General features: G+C 64.7%; 16 protein-coding genes and 1 pseudogene. 12 read left to right on the top strand and 5 right to left on the bottom strand.

Annotation, left to right across the window (positions count from 1 at the left end):
- Positions 1 to 1,162 precede the first annotated feature (1,162 nt).
- Positions 1,163 to 1,726 (top strand): recombinase family protein, encoded by a 564-nt coding sequence (locus O6W96_RS17475; protein WP_353470731.1) that lies wholly within the window; start codon positions 1,163 to 1,165, stop codon positions 1,724 to 1,726.
- Positions 1,723 to 3,147, top strand: a complete 1,425-nt coding sequence (locus O6W96_RS17470) for a hypothetical protein (protein ID WP_353470730.1) — start codon at positions 1,723 to 1,725, stop codon at positions 3,145 to 3,147. The genes O6W96_RS17475 and O6W96_RS17470 overlap by 4 nt, the downstream gene beginning before the upstream one ends.
- Positions 3,148 to 3,262: 115 nt before the next feature.
- Here O6W96_RS17470 and O6W96_RS17465 read toward each other — a convergent pair whose 3' ends face one another.
- Positions 3,263 to 3,673 carry a hypothetical protein gene (locus O6W96_RS17465; RefSeq protein ID WP_353470729.1) on the bottom strand — a complete coding sequence of 137 codons (411 nt, stop codon included), beginning with the start codon at positions 3,671 to 3,673 and terminating at the stop codon, positions 3,263 to 3,265.
- Between the two features lie 175 nt (positions 3,674 to 3,848).
- Between O6W96_RS17465 and O6W96_RS17460 the strand changes: the two genes are divergently transcribed.
- Complete coding sequence (locus tag O6W96_RS17460; RefSeq protein WP_353470728.1) at positions 3,849 to 5,072, top strand: hypothetical protein; 1,224 nt, start codon at positions 3,849 to 3,851, stop codon at positions 5,070 to 5,072.
- Positions 5,073 to 5,094: 22 nt separating this feature from the next.
- Here O6W96_RS17460 and O6W96_RS17455 read toward each other — a convergent pair whose 3' ends face one another.
- Together O6W96_RS17455 and O6W96_RS17450 are read right to left on the bottom strand one after the other, a co-directional pair.
- The gene (locus O6W96_RS17455) at positions 5,095 to 5,238 is read right to left on the bottom strand and encodes a hypothetical protein (protein ID WP_353470727.1); all 144 of its coding nucleotides are present in this window, start codon (positions 5,236 to 5,238) and stop codon (positions 5,095 to 5,097) included.
- Positions 5,239 to 5,476: 238 nt separating this feature from the next.
- Positions 5,477 to 6,112, bottom strand: a pseudogene (locus O6W96_RS17450) (magnesium chelatase domain-containing protein); the annotation flags it as partial.
- A gap of 130 nt (positions 6,113 to 6,242) precedes the next feature.
- Between O6W96_RS17450 and O6W96_RS17445 the strand changes: the two are divergent.
- The 9 genes from O6W96_RS17445 (at position 6,243) to dapE (ending at position 13,392) form a co-directional block, all read left to right on the top strand.
- On the top strand, positions 6,243 to 6,545 hold the full coding sequence (locus O6W96_RS17445; protein WP_353470726.1) for a hypothetical protein: 303 nt from the start codon (positions 6,243 to 6,245) through the stop codon (positions 6,543 to 6,545).
- Between the two features lie 87 nt (positions 6,546 to 6,632).
- On the top strand, positions 6,633 to 6,767 hold the full coding sequence (rpmH, locus tag O6W96_RS17440) for a 50S ribosomal protein L34 (RefSeq protein ID WP_031393806.1): 135 nt from the start codon (positions 6,633 to 6,635) through the stop codon (positions 6,765 to 6,767).
- A 56-nt stretch (positions 6,768 to 6,823) separates the two neighbouring features.
- Positions 6,824 to 7,180: a ribonuclease P protein component gene (gene rnpA / locus O6W96_RS17435; protein ID WP_435372237.1), complete on the top strand. Its 357-nt coding sequence runs from the start codon at positions 6,824 to 6,826 to the stop codon at positions 7,178 to 7,180.
- Positions 7,181 to 7,378: 198 nt separating this feature from the next.
- Positions 7,379 to 7,624, top strand: coding sequence for a membrane protein insertion efficiency factor YidD (yidD, locus tag O6W96_RS17430; RefSeq protein ID WP_353470725.1), 246 nt, complete (start codon positions 7,379 to 7,381; stop codon positions 7,622 to 7,624).
- Positions 7,621 to 9,330 carry a membrane protein insertase YidC gene (gene yidC / locus O6W96_RS17425; protein ID WP_353470724.1) on the top strand — a complete coding sequence of 570 codons (1,710 nt, stop codon included), beginning with the start codon at positions 7,621 to 7,623 and terminating at the stop codon, positions 9,328 to 9,330. Before yidD ends, yidC begins: the two co-directional genes overlap by 4 nt.
- A 59-nt stretch (positions 9,331 to 9,389) precedes the next feature.
- The gene (gene yihA, locus O6W96_RS17420) at positions 9,390 to 10,007 is read left to right on the top strand and encodes a ribosome biogenesis GTP-binding protein YihA/YsxC (protein WP_056487036.1); all 618 of its coding nucleotides are present in this window, start codon (positions 9,390 to 9,392) and stop codon (positions 10,005 to 10,007) included.
- 103 nt (positions 10,008 to 10,110) lie between these two features.
- Positions 10,111 to 11,526 (top strand): S41 family peptidase, encoded by a 1,416-nt coding sequence (locus O6W96_RS17415; RefSeq protein ID WP_353470825.1) that lies wholly within the window; start codon positions 10,111 to 10,113, stop codon positions 11,524 to 11,526.
- Positions 11,527 to 11,599: 73 nt separating this feature from the next.
- Complete coding sequence (locus tag O6W96_RS17410; RefSeq protein ID WP_353470723.1) at positions 11,600 to 12,271, top strand: glutathione S-transferase; 672 nt, start codon at positions 11,600 to 11,602, stop codon at positions 12,269 to 12,271.
- Positions 12,268 to 13,392 (top strand): succinyl-diaminopimelate desuccinylase, encoded by a 1,125-nt coding sequence (gene dapE / locus O6W96_RS17405; protein WP_353470722.1) that lies wholly within the window; start codon positions 12,268 to 12,270, stop codon positions 13,390 to 13,392. The genes O6W96_RS17410 and dapE overlap by 4 nt, the downstream gene beginning before the upstream one ends.
- A gap of 40 nt (positions 13,393 to 13,432) precedes the next feature.
- On the opposite strand, the gene O6W96_RS17400 is transcribed toward dapE, so the two are convergent.
- Both O6W96_RS17400 and mltA read right to left on the bottom strand, forming a co-directional pair.
- Complete coding sequence (locus O6W96_RS17400; protein ID WP_353470721.1) at positions 13,433 to 14,077, bottom strand: Smr/MutS family protein; 645 nt, start codon at positions 14,075 to 14,077, stop codon at positions 13,433 to 13,435.
- Complete coding sequence (gene mltA, locus O6W96_RS17395) at positions 14,052 to 15,425, bottom strand: murein transglycosylase A (RefSeq protein WP_435372243.1); 1,374 nt, start codon at positions 15,423 to 15,425, stop codon at positions 14,052 to 14,054. The genes O6W96_RS17400 and mltA overlap by 26 nt, the downstream gene beginning before the upstream one ends.
- Positions 15,426 to 15,427 lie beyond the last annotated feature (2 nt).

The raw sequence follows: 15,427 nt of genomic DNA, 5'->3' as shown, positions 1-15,427 counted from the left end.
CTATGATGCGGCGGTTTCAAAAGGATCGCGAGGTGGGATTCTGTTCGTCGGCAATAAGTAGCGAGGCTGATTGAAAGCGGACTGGCGCCTCATGCTCAATGACACTCGCCAAGCCGGCGGCCCACGAAAGTTGATCGAACATCATATCCCATAAATGTGATTGTTTCTTCAAAGGAGAAATAATCGCTACTGTATCGACCCGAAACACGCACGGGCATGCCTCTGACATCGCGATCCGGAGTATCTATCGTTGTATCGAGGAGGATGCGGCCGTCTGCAACGGCAGCTCGACCCCATCCGTCATTTGAACTGGCTACGCCGGCAAGTGCCGCTAGAGTTGGCTGCTGTGCAGCCTCTGCCGAAAGACAGTGCCGGCGCGCTACAGGCGTACCCGGAACGCCACCCCGACCTGGACGAGTGGTCGTTACCTCCCATTCGCCGCTCTGCAAGGCCTGTGCCCGCGCAACGTCGCAGGCAGACGTGCAAACCGTAAGTAGCGATGCAGCAATGAGATATGAGAACTTCATCCGAGTAGCCTTCCCTCCGACTTGGTAAGGCGTCCTACAAGCTCAATGCCTAAGCGGTGGTTATGACCACTAGTGGACCGCATTCTGGCAATCCTGCCTTTCTCGATTGGGAACCCATAGCGGAACAGTCGCCGGGGCGATCACGGCGAGAGCGTCCAAAGGCACCCCGTTTCCCAAAATCTGTTCCCGATTGCTCTTTCCGAAATGGCCTGTCGGAGGCGGAGAAACGGGAAACATCGCGCTTAACGAATGGCCGGTCTCGGGAGCCCGGATCGCCATCCCGACGTCCGATTGTGGGCGTGAACGGCCCTGCCGTTTTTAAGCGCCGACTAGCCCCGCCAGTGTCGGAAAACACATGATTGTCGTCAGGCCGCAAGTTAGGCGATCGGGGCTACCCCATTCTGCACGTGGTACATGCGACAAACCCTGTCGCTTTGTCCGGTTGTGCGGAAACCAGAATCCGGGGGTTTTCCGTCACTGATCAAAAAAGGGCGGGAAGTCACGCTCAGCGTCAATCGGGGTATACCTGTACGAGTCGATGCGCTGAGACATTTTTCCCGTCTCGATAGGGTTGACTTCGAGTTGCGAGACGTCCACCTGTCGAGCATCTTAGAGCCTAACGAGACAGGACGGACATGGCGAGCATCATCGGGTACGCACGGGCTTCCTCGGACGATCAGGACTGCACGATCCAGGAGCGGGCCCTCCAGGCGGCAGGGTGCACCATGATCCGGTCGGAGAAGCGGAGCGGTACGTCGCTAGTGGGCCGGACCGAGCTGGATACGATCCTCGCCTTCCTTCAGGCGGGGGACACGTTGATGGTCACTCGCATTGATCGCCTGTCGCGGTCCGTCCGGGACCTGGAGGAGCTGGTGGAGACCCTGAAGACTCGCGGGGCCTTCCTACGGGCCACGGAGCAACCGATCGACACGTCCACGCCTGCCGGCAAAGCGTTCCTTCAGATGCTCGGGGTCTTTGCCGAGTTCGAGACCGCCTTGCGTCGGGAGCGGCAGATGGAGGGCATTGCGAAGGCGAAGGCCGCCGGGGTCTACAAGGGCCGCAAGCCCTCCGTGGACGTCGCTCAGGTTCGCCAGATGAAGGCGGAGGGCGTGGGCCCGGCGGAGATTGCCCGGCGCCTGGGGATTGGCCGTGCGAGCGTCTACCGGGTCCTGGGAAGCGCGGAGGGGCAGGCAGCGTGACCGATCTCGATGCGATGTCTTGGCCTGACCGCCAAGCCGTCCCGTTCATCGACCTGCGAAGCGTGCCGCTCTCCGAGGGCGCCAAGGCGTTCGTTCAGACCCTGCTGGAGGAGATCATCCTTCCCACTTGGCCCGCGACCATGCAGCAGCGCCCGTCCACCATTCTAAAGCACCGGCAGGTCCTGGCGGGCCTTGTCGGTGACCTGCTTCGTATCCGTATTCGTACCGGAGACGCTATTGGCAAGCACGGCGTGGCGGATAGGGACTTCGTGACCCTGCCCTTCTCGCGGGACGTCTTCCTGCGGACGCGAGACGCGCTGATAGGACGTGGCCTGCTGCAATTCCTCGGCGGCCATCGGTGGCTATCGCACAGTATCGCCCCAGGGACGGTGACGGGGTCGGTCCAGGCGTGCTTCCAGTTAACGGCGGAGCTGCTGGTGCTCGCTGAGGAAGCGGGCGTGCTTGGCCGCGACCTTGAAGACTGGGGGGCGCACTGGACTCGTCCGCGCTCTGAGACGGCACCGAAGGACGACACGTCGTCACTCGTGATCCTTCGTGCAGAGAAGACGTTGGGCGCAGGGAACGCCAAGAGCACCGGGAGGCCTCTCCCGATCAATCTTACGGACCCGAGAGTTGATGCCATCGCACAGGAGCTGCGGGAGCATAACGCCTTCGTCGCGGAGGCGGGAGTGGACGGCGTGGCGTATGCGGGGCTCGCCCGTGTCTTCAATAATGGCGACCTGGACGGGTTCGCGTGGCGCTGGGGGGGGCGCATGGTCTCGCTACCCGGCGGCGGCTATGAGGGAGAACGCAAGGCCGATCGGTTCACGGTCATGCGACTTGGTGGCGAGCGGGTCGGCGAAGTAGACCTAAAGGCGTCGTACCTCACGATCCTCTATGGCCTGCGGGGCCTGCCGCTCGATGCGTCTGTCAACGACCCGTATGACGTCGAAGGCGTCGACCGGGAACTGGTGAAGAAGTGGATTACCCAGGCTCTTGGTCGCGGGGACGCGGATGCTAAGCGTTGGTCCGACGAGGCGCGGCGTCATTACTCCTCGCAGTTCCCTGGACGGAATATCACCGTCGATCATCCAATCACGGAGGCGCGTGACGCGATCCTTGGGGTCCATCCGGTCCTCGGGGACCTGAAGTGCGGCCCCGACGTCTCCGTGCACTCGCTGGCTTTCCACGAGAGCGAGATCATGCTGGCGGCCATGCGGCGCCTTCGGCAGGACGGCGTGCCCAGTCTACCTGTTCACGACTGCCTCATCGTCCCCTTGCAGCAGCGAAGGTTCGCCCAGGTTCAACTTGCGGAGGCGTTCTCGACGCACATAGAGGTGGAGACAGGCGCTCCCTCTGCAGCGGTCCCGGCAACACACCTCCAGCCTGAGGAGGACTTGCTGTCACCTGTAGGTGAATGAATATCGATCCATCACTCCGGTGCCTTCAGGCTCTTACAGTCACCAGGAGGAGCCCGGAGCATACTGGAAGGAAAAGTCCTTGCCGGGGACGCCTCTGTCCCGCTGGGGCCGTGCTTTAATCATAGTCGCGCCTTGGACGACCACGACCGATGTCACGAGCAGCACCGTGAGGCAGCCGGGTCTCGAAGCGGCGAAGTTGCCGGCGAGCGTCCTTGTCGCCAGCGTTCACCGCAAGACGCAGCCAATGTCGGTAGCCCCGAAAATCCCGCCGATTGAAGCAGGAGATGGCGGCGTTGTAAGCCGCCACCGGATCGCCTCGCCGCAATGCCCGATGAGCCAAGCCGGCGGCAGAGAACGGTTCGGCCGCAGACCTGCCGTCCTCGCCGATGCGGCGGCTAAGCTCCGTCATCGCGGAGGGATACCGTCGCAATGCAAGATGCCAGAGCAACCCCATGCCGTCGCCCGGTGACAGGCCGTTACACCATGCGTCGGCAAGGCGCTGAAGTTGCTCATTGGGACTGCCCATGGCTCTTCGTACGGGGCTCGGCCGTGTTCCTCAATTCGCTCCTGCCGATCTATCTGTCCTCAATCCTAACGGACCGATTGGTTGAAACCGGCCTGTCCGCTTCGAGCTGGCGATCGCCGTAACGACCTTTGAAACGTTCGGTGAGGCGTGTGCAATGTATGATATGGAAAGTTCGATGAGCACGATTTTTTGGTCATGGCAGAGCGACTTGGACAAGCGCGTTACCCGCGATGTGGTCCGCGATGCGCTCGCGTCGGCGATTGAGGACCTGCACGCCGAACTCGACGAGCGACACGAACTAACCTCAGACACTCAGGGTGTGCCGGGCTCGCCCGACATCGTCGCTACAATTCTTGCCAAAATAGACGCCGCCGCCGTGTTCGTCGGGGACGTAACGCCGGTTGCCATATCCGCCACTGGGAAAGCCGTGGCGAACCCTAACGTCCTGATCGAGCTGGGCTACGCCAAGAAGTCTCTAGGACTGAACCGCGTCATCACTGTGTGGAACACCGCGTTCGAGGGCGCCGAGATCGATCGCCTGCCATTCGACATGCGTGGCCGACGTGGCCCGATGTCCTTCCACCTTGCGCCGAACGCGGACACGGCAGTGCTGAGGGCCGCACGCGACGGCCTGCGCAAGGGGTTAGCCGAGGCACTCCGTCTGTCGGTCGGCACAGCAGCGACGGCGGCCGGTGGCGATGCCGTCCCCGACTGGCAACCTTCTGGACCAACAAGCTCAGCGCTTTGGTTCGACGATCGAAACCCGCTGACAATCAACGAGGGTGGTCGGCCCGGATCGAAGACCGTCCATCATGGACCTTACTCCTACGTGCGCATCCTGCCGCGAAGCTGGAAGCCCCCCACCGACTGGGGTCAGGGCGCACGCCAGCCAAGTATTCTTGGTAACACCGAGGGCTTCAGTTCGGGCATGACCAGAGGAGGGCAAATCGTGTACTCGGGCAGCTTGCGCTCCGCCGAGAAACGGCCTCTCACGAACTTTGTCATGCAGTTTAAGTCAACGGGCGAAATCTGGGGCGTCACACCTTTCGTCACGCGAGGCGAGCGAGGCGGCAGCTTCTATGCGGACGCCTTCATCAGTAACGTCTATGAGTTCATTGAGAATAACGTGCGCCACCTCATCGAGAACGGTGCGGCTGGACCCTACCAAGTGCGCATGGGCTTCACCGACATGAGCTCGATGCGATGGACCACCTCTACTGGATGGGGCGGCGGGCCCGTCGCCCTGGAAGAGCAGGTGGATGCCTCGATGACGGTCCGCAACGCGTCAGAGGTGGAAATCCTTGCTGCGCTCGACGTCGGCTGGGGAGAGATTGCGGGCGCGTTCGGACTTCCTCAGCCGCCCCGTGCGATCCTCGTTAAGCAAATCCGTGGCTATTGACTGCCGCCGAAGCGTCCCGCCTTTACCCCTCCGTCCAGAGTTGCACACCGCTCAGGTCGAGACCGTCGAACCTGAGCTGGTCGATCGCCAAGCCCAGGGGGCTCAGGTCGCCATAGCCTTCCCCTGCGGTCTCGTCGGACAGCTTGTGGCCCTGAATGTACGCCATGTTCTCCCGAGCGATGCTGCTGGTCCGGGCCGCCGTGCTCCAGGTGTGGCGGAACTCGCGCATGGGCTGGCGTCCGGTCCCCTCTAGGTGGACGCCGTTGTCCTTCAGGTAATTACTTCGCCAAAGGCCGGGAGGATCGACCGCGCAAGCCACAGCCAGCGGAGAAAGGTCAGAGAAGGCCCATATCACCGCGCCCTACACTCATATTCGGCAAGGGGTCTTGTCGACACAACGTGAAGAGGTTATGCGATCCGGCAGCCGCGATCTCCAGCGCACGCTTCGCCGTCTCCTGCCCTTTCACCTGCCGTAGGTCCGGACCGTGATCGGCGGCTTCCGCGATTCCGGGCTTAGGGGGACTAAGCAGGCCATAACCTTTGAAGTGGTTCAGCAGCGACAACAGGTCGGGTGCGGCGATGACCTCGATCTCACCGGCCCACGCTGCTTCCGAGCCTTGCGCGGCGGGGCAGACGAGCCCCTTCCCGACTTCCGATGCGTGCAATGCCGCGAGCAGCACGCCCGGCGACGCGGTGATCCGCGCGTCGAGGCCGAGTTCGCCGACGATCACGTAATCCGCCAGTGCTTCTGCATCGACCACGCCCATCGCGGATAGCAATGCCAACGCGATCGGTAGATCGAAATGCGATCCTTCTTTCGGGAGATCGGCGGGCGACAGGTTCACCGCGATGCGTTTAGGCGGCAGCGACAGCCCCATGCCCGCGATCGCACCGCGCACGCGTTCGCGACTTTCACCGACCGCCTTGTCTGCCAAGCCGACGACGTTGAACGCAGGAAGTCCTGGAATCAGTTGGACTTGCACCTCGACCGCGCGCGCTTCCAAGCCCAGATACGCCACCGTCGCTACAATCGCCGCCATGCCCGCTCCCCCGCGACACGACGTCACGCCTTATTCATACCCGATTTGCCATGTCTGCAAGGACACGCGGCCCAGCGCCGCCGATCCGCGCCGTCTTGCCATCCTAATACACCGGACCCACATGCCTTCCGTGAAAGCAGTCCGCTCCCCCGTCCTCCGCTTCGGCCAACTGGTGCTCGGGGCGCTGCTGATCGTGAGCGCGCCGCTGCTCGCGCCGCTGCCCGGACCTGCGGGCATCTTCCTGTTCGCAGGCGGCATGGTGCTGATACTACGCAATTCGCGCTGGGCGCGGCTGAAATGGGCACGGTTGAAGCGGCGCTGGCCGAGAACCGGGCATTTCGTCGATCGGATGATGCGGCGACAAAGCGCGATCCGGCGGCACGAGCGCGCCAAGGCGGCGAAAAGCATGCCGATCACGCCGGGTGCGAATTGACTTACCGCCGCCCTTTCCGTAAGCGCCCAGCCATCAAGGCCGTCCCCGTGGCGGCCGTTTTCTATTTGATGACCTAGGGAATGACCAATGAAGCGGACCTTTCAGCCGAGCAACCTGGTACGCGCACGCCGTCACGGCTTCCGCGCACGGATGGCGACGGTCGGCGGCCGGGCAGTGATCCACGCACGCCGCGCCCGCGGTCGCAAGAAGCTGTCGGCCTAACCATTCTAGACAAACGCCGCGATTTTCTCGCGGCGAATGCGGGGAAGCGCGCACCGATGCCAGGATTCGTCCTGCTCATGCGCCCCCGCGATGACGGTGATGAGACGATGCGAATCGGCTTCACCGTCACCAAGAAGATCGGCAACGCCGTCGTCCGGAACCGCATGAAACGGCGGTTGCGGGCGTTGGCGCGTGAGCTGTTGGCGGAACGCGGCGTTGCCGGGGCTGATCATGTGCTGATCGGGCGTAACGGCGGAGTCGAGCGGGACTTTGCGCTGTTGCGGACTGAGTTGGGTAAGGCTTTCCGCAAGGTCACGCCGCAAGCTGCCGACGCGCCAGTAGGTAAGGTTGCCACTTCCGCCAACACCACCACCCCGGCGAAGGCCGGGGCCCAGGTGGGAAAGCGGCCGTGATGCAGGAACGCCCGTCGTTAGCTACGTCCCCCAACTCGGCCCCGGCCTCCGCCGGGGTGGCCTCTAGGTTTGGATGGCGTGGTGCCGAATGCGCGACCTCCAAGCGCTCCTTGTTCTCCCGCGAAGGCGGGAGCCCAGTCTGGGTCCCCGCCTTCGCGGGGAAACACCCTTGCGGCGTGGGCGAACGTCGGTTTTGACATGTTAGCCCGCCTCCTCATCCTCCTCGCACGCGGCTGGCAACTCGGGCCCTCGCTCGTTCTGCCGTCGAGTTGCCGCTACGATCCTTCGTGTTCCGCCTATGCAATCGAGGCCGTTGAGCGCTATGGCGCGCTCAAGGGGGGCTGGTTGGCGGCGAAGCGTATCGCGCGTTGCCATCCGTGGGGCGGGTACGGCCCTGACCCAGTCCCAGACATCGACAAGAAACTGAAAGACGCCGCCCTGTGAAAGACGACAAGCAGAATTTCGTGCTGTTCGCGGTGATCGCGGCGCTGATCCTGTTCGGATGGCCGCTGATCCAGGGCAAATTCTTTCCGACCGCGAATCCGCCGGTCACGAAGATCGAAGGCGGCAAGACCAAGGCCGTCGCGAACCCGGCCGCCGATCCCGCCGCGGACGGTGCCGCCGCGATCGGCGATCGTAACGCGATGATCGCGAGCACCCCGCGTATCCGCATCGAGACCCCCCGCGTGTCCGGTTCGATCAACCTGAAGGGCGCGCGGATCGACGATCTCGTGCTCAAGGGCTATGACGAGACCGTCGCGAGGAACTCGCCGCCGATCCGCCTGCTCTCGCCCGCCGGTGCGCCCGACGCGTATTTCGCAAGCTTCGGCTGGCGCGCACAGGGCCTGACCCCGCCCGCCGCCGACGTCGTCTGGACGCCTTCGGGCGCGACCACGCTGACGCCGACCACGCCGGTCACGCTCGACGCGACCAACGCCACCGGCCAGCGCTTCCGCATCCAGATCGCGGTCGACCAAGACTATATGTTCACGGTCCGCCAGACCGTTCTCAACGCCGGCACCGCGCCCGTCCCCGTCGCCCCCTACGGCCTGGTCAACCGCGTCGGCATCTCGAAGGATCCGTCGTCGATGACGATCCATGTCGGGCCGATGTCGGTCGATAACGGCGGCGCGCATTACCGCCCGAACTACAAGGACATTGACGCCGCCGCGCAGAAGTTCACGACCACCGGCGGCTGGCTCGGCTTCACCGACAAATACTGGCTGACCGCGATCATCCCCGACCAGGGTCAGGCGTTCGACGGCCAGTTCCGCGCTGGCGCCAACAAGGCGTATCAGGCCGACTACGCGCTCCAGCCCAAGCAGGTCGCACCCGGCCAGTCGATCACGCAGGTCTCGCGCTTCTTCGCCGGCGCCAAGGAAGTCCGCCTGCTCGATCGCTACACGGATCAGGCCGGCGGTGTCGCCAAGCTCGACTATGCGATCGACTGGGGTTGGTTCCGGATCGTCGAGAAGCCGATCTTCTATTATCTCGACTGGCTGTTCCGCGTGATCGGCAACTTCGGTGTCGCGATCATCCTGCTCACGGTCACGATCCGCGGCCTGCTGTTCCCGATCGCCCAGCGCCAGTTCAAGTCGATGGCGGCAATGCGCGCCGTCCAGCCCAAGGCGAAGGCGCTTCAGGAAAAGCACAAGGACGACAAGGTCCGCCTGCAGCAGGAGACGATGGCGCTGTACAAGGCCGAGGGCGTCAATCCGCTCGCCGGTTGCGCCCCGACGTTGCTCCAGATCCCGATCATGTACGCGCTGTACAAGGTGCTGATGCTGACGATCGAGATGCGTCACCAGCCGTTCGTCGCGTGGATCAAGGATCTCTCCGCGCCCGATCCGCTGACCCCGCTCAACCTGTTCGGCCTGCTCGCGTTCACGCCGCCTCACATGATCGCGATCGGTGTCGTGCCGATCATCCTGGGCATTAGCATGTACTTCCAGTTCAAGCTGAACCCGACGCCGATGGACGACACGCAGAAGCAGGTCTTCGCGCTGCTGCCATGGGTGCTGATGTTCGTGATGGCGCCGTTCGCGGTCGGCCTTCAGGTCTACTGGATCACGTCGAACTGCCTGACCATCATCCAGCAGAAGCTGCTCTACGCCCGCCATCCGGGCCTGAAAGTGCCGGTGACCAAGTGAACGAGCCATCCAACCTCGGCCCTGACCTTGAGCAGACCGACGCACCGTTCACCCCCGAGATGCTCGAGCATGCGCGCAAATTGTTCGCGGGGCATGTCGGCTTCCTGAAGTCGGCGCCGACGCTCGAGTTCCTGCCCGATGCGTCGGTGCCGGAGGTGGCGTTCGCCGGTCGCTCGAACGTCGGCAAGTCGTCGCTGTTGAACGCGCTTACCGGTCGCAATTCGATGGCGCGTACGTCGAACACGCCGGGCCGCACGCAGGAGCTGAACTTCTTCGACGTCGGCGCCCCGCTTGCGTTCCGCCTCGTCGACATGCCCGGCTACGGGTTCGCCAAGGCGCCCAAGGACGTCGTCAAGAAATGGCGTTTCCTGATCAACGACTTCCTGCGCGGGCGTGACGTGTTGAAGCGCGCGCTCGTGCTGATCGACTCGCGCCACGGCATCAAGGACGTCGACCGCGAGATCCTCGAGATGCTCGACAAGGCCGCGGTCAGCTATCGCATGGTCCTGACCAAGGCGGACAAGATCAAGGCGTCGGAACTGGTCGAGGTGACGGAGCGCACCGCTGCGGAGGCCCGCAAGCGTCCCGCGGCACATCCCGACATCCTGGTGACGTCGAGCGAATACGGCATGGGTATCCCCGAGCTCCGCGCGGCGGTGGTCGAGGCGGTCAGCTAAGGCAACGGTGGCTGACCGATCTTCAATTTCCGGCTGACATGATCCGCTAAACTCCGTAACTTCCTGCAAAAGGGGAGTTACTATGCGCGCGCGTATCGGGGCGATGCTGGCGACGGCAGCAATGTTGTCGGGCTGCGGGGGTGGCGGGGACGGTGGTACTGTTGCGACGGGCGCCAGTACGTCCTTACCAACGCCCACGCCAACGGCGTCCGCGGGATGTTCGTTGCGCGAGCGGCAGGACTGGGCGGCAGCGCAACTTCGCGAATGGTATCTGTTCCCCGACACGCTGCCGGCGACGCTAAGTCCGGCGGCCTACGCAACGGTCGACGATTACATAGACGCGCTCACCGCCACCGCGCGGGCGCAGCGCAAGGATCGGTTTTTCACCTATCTGACGTCGATCAAGGAAGAGAACGCCTATTATAATGCCGGATCCAGCGCAGGGTTCGGTATCCGGTTTGCGCTGGACCAGTCCGGCCAGCGCCTGGTCGTGGCGGAGGCGTTCGAAGGCGCGCCGGGTCTCGCGGCAGGGATCGATCGCGGGACGGAGATCCTGGCGATCGGTACGACCTCCGCCACGCTTCGGACCGTGAGTGCGATCGTCGCCGCCGAAGGTACGGCCGGACTGACGACGGCGTTGGGCCCCGATACCGCGGGAACGTCGCGGGTTCTGCAGATCAACAACGCGGCGGGTACGCGTACCGTCACCGTTACCAAGACCGACTTCGCATTGCTGCCGGTATCGACCCGCTACGGCGCAAAGATCATTCAGGATGGCGGACAGAGCGTCGGCTACATCAATCTGCGGACGTTCATCAAGACCGCAGAACCTGCGCTGAAAACCGCCTTCGCCGACTTCCGCGCGAAGGGCATCACCAAGGTCATCATCGACCTGCGTTATAACGGCGGAGGCCTGATCGAGACGGCAGAGTATCTGGGCGACCTGCTAGGCGGGGCGCGATCGACGTCCGAGGTGTTCGACTACGTCACCTTCCGTACGGAGAAGGCCTCGAACAACACCACGCGGTTCTTCGCGCCCAAGGCGGAATCGATCGCACCGACCCGGATCGCGTTCATCGGGACGGGCGGCACGGCATCGGCTAGCGAACTTGTGATCAACGCGTTCACGCCGTATCTTCACGCCAACGCCGGACTGATCGGCACCAACACCTACGGCAAGCCGGTCGGCCAGATTGCGCTCGACCGGGAAGCATGCGACGACCGCCTGCGTGTGATCGCACTGGCCACCCAAAATGCCGCACGCAGCGGCGATTACTACGACGGGCTGGCAACCAAGGTCGAGGCATCTTGCCAGGCGTCGGACGATATCGGCTACCCGCTCGGCGACCCGCTCGAATCGTCCACCCGTCAGGCCTTGAACTTCCTAGCCGGGCGAAGCTGCACGCCGATCACGGGCGCTGCGAACGCACGGTCGCTCCGTACCGCCGACACACGGCGCGACCTCCTGATGCCGGATCAACCGGGCACCGCACAGCGCGTCGTGCCAGGCATGTTCTGATCCGGACCTGTCGAACCCGATCCGCGAGCCGCAGCGATTGCCTCTTGTCGCCCCCTCGCCTAGCACCGCCCGCATGAAACTGATCATCGGCAACAAGGCCTATTCCTCCTGGTCGCTGCGCGGCTGGCTCGCGTGCAAGCAGTCGGGGCTGCCGTTCGAAGAGGTCGTCGTGCCGATGTACGACGCCGATTGGGAAAAGCGCCGCTCGGGCGACGAGTTCGCGCCGTCGTCGGGCAAGGTCCCGATCCTGTGGGACGGCGACGCGGTCGTATGGGACAGCCTGGCGATCGTCGACTATCTCGCCGACAAGGTCGGGCGCGAGCGCTTCTGGCCCGAGGACAACGCGGCACGCGCCATGGCGCGATCGATGGCGGCGGAGATGCATTCGAGCTTCGCCGCGCTGCGTCGCAAGCACAGCATGAACGTGCGCCAGGTCTTCCCGGCGCGCACGCCCGACGACGACGTGCTCATCGAACTGCAGCGGGTCATGGAGATCTGGGCACAGGCGCGCGCACGCTTCGGTGGCGGCGGCGATTTCCTGTTCGGCCAGTTCGGCGCGGCGGACATCATGTTCGCGCCGCTCGTCACGCGGATCGTCACGTACCAGCTGCCGATCGCACGCTTCGCGGCAGGCTACATGCAGGCGATGTTCGAACATCCGTTCATGCAGGACTGGATCGCCGCGGCGCAGGAAGAGGAATGGGTCCTCGAACAATTCGAGCAGCCGGTGCCGACGCCTGCATGAGCGCGCCGATCGATCCGGTCGCGCTGACCCAGGCGTTGCTCCGCGCGGATAGCGTCACGCCGGCGCGCGGTACGGTGTTCGATGTCCTGGAGTCGGCGCTCGTCCCGCTCGGCTTCGCAGTCGATCGGTTCGTCGTCGGCGAGGCGCCAGACGGTCCGGTCGAGAATCTGCTCGCCACGCGCGGCGATGGACCGCGACATCTAGCGTTTGCCGGCCATGTCGACGTCGTCCCCCCCGGTGAAGGCTGGACAGGCTCGCCCTGGTCCGGCGAGGTCCGCGACGGATTGCTCTATGGACGCGGCGCGGTCGACATGAAGGGCGCGGTCGCCGCCTTCGTCGCAGCCGCAAGCCGCAGCGATGCCGGAACGCTGTCGCTCATCATCACCGGCGACGAAGAAGGCCCCGCAACATACGGCACCGTCGCATTGATGCAGCGGATGGCCGCGCGTGGGATCGTTCCCGACCTGTGTCTGGTCGGCGAACCGACCTCGACCGTGCGGCTTGGCGACATGCTGAAGATCGGGCGGCGCGGCTCGGTCAACATCTGGCTCACCGTGCCGGGGCGGCAGGGCCATGTCGCCTACCCGCATCTCGCCGACAACCCGATCCCGCGGCTGATCGCGATCCTCGCCGAGATCGAGACCGTGGTACTCGACACGGGGACCGACTGGTTCCAGCCGTCGAACATCGAAGTCACGGACATCGCAGTCAACAATCCCGCACACAACGTCATCCCCGCCAGGGCCTCGGCGCGCCTCAGCATCCGGTTCAACGACCAGCACCGCGGGACGGACCTGATCGAGCGTATCCGCGTGATCGCCAAGCGGCATGCGCCGGGCGTGGCAGTGACGGGCAAGGTATCGGGCGAAGCGTTTCTTACCGAGCCGGGTGCGTTCTCGACGCTGTTGTCGGACGCCATCGTGGACGCGACCGGGGTCACGCCGGAACTGTCGACCACCGGAGGAACCTCCGATGCACGCTTCCTGTCGAAGCTCTGCCCGGTGGTCGAGTTCGGGTTGATCAATGCGACGATGCACAAGGTCGACGAGGCGGTCGCGATGGCTGACCTGTTGACGCTGACGAATATCTACGAAGGTGTGATCGCGCGCGCGCTCGGCTGAGCCTTCTTTCCTCCCCCGCTTGGGGGGCATCAAAGCGTAGCTATTCCCGTCCGCGCCTCAGGACGATATACAACGCACCCTGCCCGCCGTGCCTCGGATGCGCGCCACGGACCGCCGCGATCGAATCCGCATGTCGCGAACCCGCCAGCCAGTCCGCCACTGCCGATCGGATCGCGCCCCGCGCGTGCGGACGTTCGCTTTCCGGCCGCGGCGGCTTGCCCGTGACCAGCAGCAGCACGCGGTCGCCGCGCGCGATCGCCCGCCCGAGCCCGACATCGAGCAGCGCATGCGCAGACGCCAGTGTATGCCCGTGCAGATCGATCGAGCTGTCGGGACTGACAACGCCGCGCGTCAGCCTCTTGTCCCAGCCGCCGTCGAGCGTGTTGGCCGTGATCGGCTTGGCGACCGGCCGCGACACAACCGCCGGTTTCGCGCTCGGCCGGCTGGCGAAGGGCATGACGACCGTGCGGATCAACGGCTTCACCTTCCCCATCGGCGCGGGCGGAGGCGGTATGGCCTTGCCGTTGGGCCCGATCAAAGGCTTTGGCGGGGGTGGCAGCGGCGGTGCTCGGTCCGGGATGCGGATCGCGACCACCCGCATCGGCCGGACGCTCGCCATCACGCGCGCCCAGAGTTGCGCCTCCTCGGGGGTGAGGGGGTCAGGGTTGAGGGGTCGGCCCGCCATCTTGCGCCCCATCTATCTGACCGTTGAAACGTTGGCCGTTCAGACGCTGGACCGTGCCGATCGGCAGCAGCAGGAACGCGGTGCCACGCCCGGCCATGCCACCTGCGGTCGACTCCGCCGCAGGGCCCGCGCCCCAGAACGTGTCGAAGCGGTTGCTACCCTTAATCGCGCCGCCGGTATCCTGCGCGATCCACAAGCCGCTCGCGTCCTGCCGATCGAGCGACAGGAACACAGGCGCGCCGAGCGGCACGAACTTGACGTCGGCGGCTGCGCTGACCTGGCCGGTGACCGGAAGGCCGAGCGCCCCCAACGGCGCTCCCTCGAGTTCGCGAAAGAACACGAAGCTCTTGTTCTCCCGCATGATCGCCTGCCCTTCGGCCGGGTGTGCATGGAGCCATGCGACGATGCCCTGCATCGAGGTCTGGCCCGGCTGGAGCAGGCCGCGCGACTTCATCAGCGCGCCGATGCCGGTATAATCGCGCCCGTTCTGAGTGGCGTAGCCGACGCGCAGGATCTCGCCGTCGGGCAATCGCAACCGCCCGGATCCCTGGATCTGGAGAAAGAACAGCTCGACCGGATCGCGCGCCCAGGCGAGGATCGGCGCCCGTCCCGATAGCGCACCCTGCTCGATCGCGGTCCGATCGTAATAGGGCACGAGATTGCTGCGATCGACGCGACCACGAACCTTCTTGCCCTTCAGACTGGTCGAAAATACGCCGAGATCGACGTCGATCAGGTCGTTAGGACGGCCGTAGATCGGCGCATAACCATCGCGCCGTTCCAACGAACCGGCGATTTCCGGCTCGTAATAGCCCGTCGCGAACGCCTTGCCGTCGCCGACCTGCGCCGCCTCGAACCATTGCGCGAAAAAATTGCGTGCGCCGCCACGTGGCACCGAAACAGCGGCGGCACAGGCCGGCTGCCAGTCGGCGCCGCGGGTAAGACCCGACGTGTCGTTACGCCGAACAAGCGATGGGCAACTCGTCACGAAGGCCGCCAGCGCGGACTGCGCCTGAGCGTCGTCGATCGGCAAGCTGGCAACCGCAGGCCCCGCGACGACGCCTGCGGTTGCCGCATTCGTCGGCGTTACGGGGGCGATGACTGGAATCGGCAGGACCGGCACCGCACCGACGATTCGCTCCGGCATCTGAATGCCGCGGATGTTCGGGGATGCGCCGGTGTCGCGTGAGGGATGAACGCGTACGGGCTCACGCGCGGGTTCGCGATAGGATCCCCGGTTATCGTCGACCGGCACCGGCCCCGACCGCGGTGGCGCGACACCGCCGACGCACGCGCTTAGCAAAATCGACAGCGCCAGCGCGCTGGCCCCGGCCCCCTTGGATCGCACGA

The organism is Sphingomonas faeni, assembly GCF_040407495.1.
Classification (GTDB): Bacteria; Pseudomonadota; Alphaproteobacteria; order Sphingomonadales; family Sphingomonadaceae; genus Sphingomonas; species Sphingomonas faeni_D.
The sequence above is the reverse complement of the archived record's forward strand: the minus strand, read 5'-3'. Positions and strand labels throughout refer to the sequence as shown.

Excerpts from the sequence above, each read along its gene's own strand:
- yidD (WP_353470725.1), top strand. The coding sequence starts at position 7,379 with ATGTTAGCCCGCCTCCTCATCCTCCTCGCACGCGGCTGGCAACTCGGG.
- O6W96_RS17455 (WP_353470727.1), bottom strand. The coding sequence starts at position 5,238 with ATGGCGTACATTCAGGGCCACAAGCTGTCCGACGAGACCGCAGGGGAA.
- O6W96_RS17475 (WP_353470731.1), top strand. The coding sequence starts at position 1,163 with ATGGCGAGCATCATCGGGTACGCACGGGCTTCCTCGGACGATCAGGAC.
- yihA (WP_056487036.1), top strand. The coding sequence starts at position 9,390 with ATGCTCGAGCATGCGCGCAAATTGTTCGCGGGGCATGTCGGCTTCCTG.
- O6W96_RS17465 (WP_353470729.1), bottom strand. The coding sequence starts at position 3,673 with ATGGGCAGTCCCAATGAGCAACTTCAGCGCCTTGCCGACGCATGGTGT.
- O6W96_RS17400 (WP_353470721.1), bottom strand. The coding sequence starts at position 14,077 with ATGGCGGGCCGACCCCTCAACCCTGACCCCCTCACCCCCGAGGAGGCG.
- rpmH (WP_031393806.1), top strand. The coding sequence starts at position 6,633 with ATGAAGCGGACCTTTCAGCCGAGCAACCTGGTACGCGCACGCCGTCAC.
- O6W96_RS17410 (WP_353470723.1), top strand. The coding sequence starts at position 11,600 with ATGAAACTGATCATCGGCAACAAGGCCTATTCCTCCTGGTCGCTGCGC.
- rnpA (WP_435372237.1), top strand. The coding sequence starts at position 6,824 with ATGCCAGGATTCGTCCTGCTCATGCGCCCCCGCGATGACGGTGATGAG.
- O6W96_RS17415 (WP_353470825.1), top strand. The coding sequence starts at position 10,111 with ATGCTGGCGACGGCAGCAATGTTGTCGGGCTGCGGGGGTGGCGGGGAC.
- O6W96_RS17460 (WP_353470728.1), top strand. The coding sequence starts at position 3,849 with ATGAGCACGATTTTTTGGTCATGGCAGAGCGACTTGGACAAGCGCGTT.
- dapE (WP_353470722.1), top strand. The coding sequence starts at position 12,268 with ATGAGCGCGCCGATCGATCCGGTCGCGCTGACCCAGGCGTTGCTCCGC.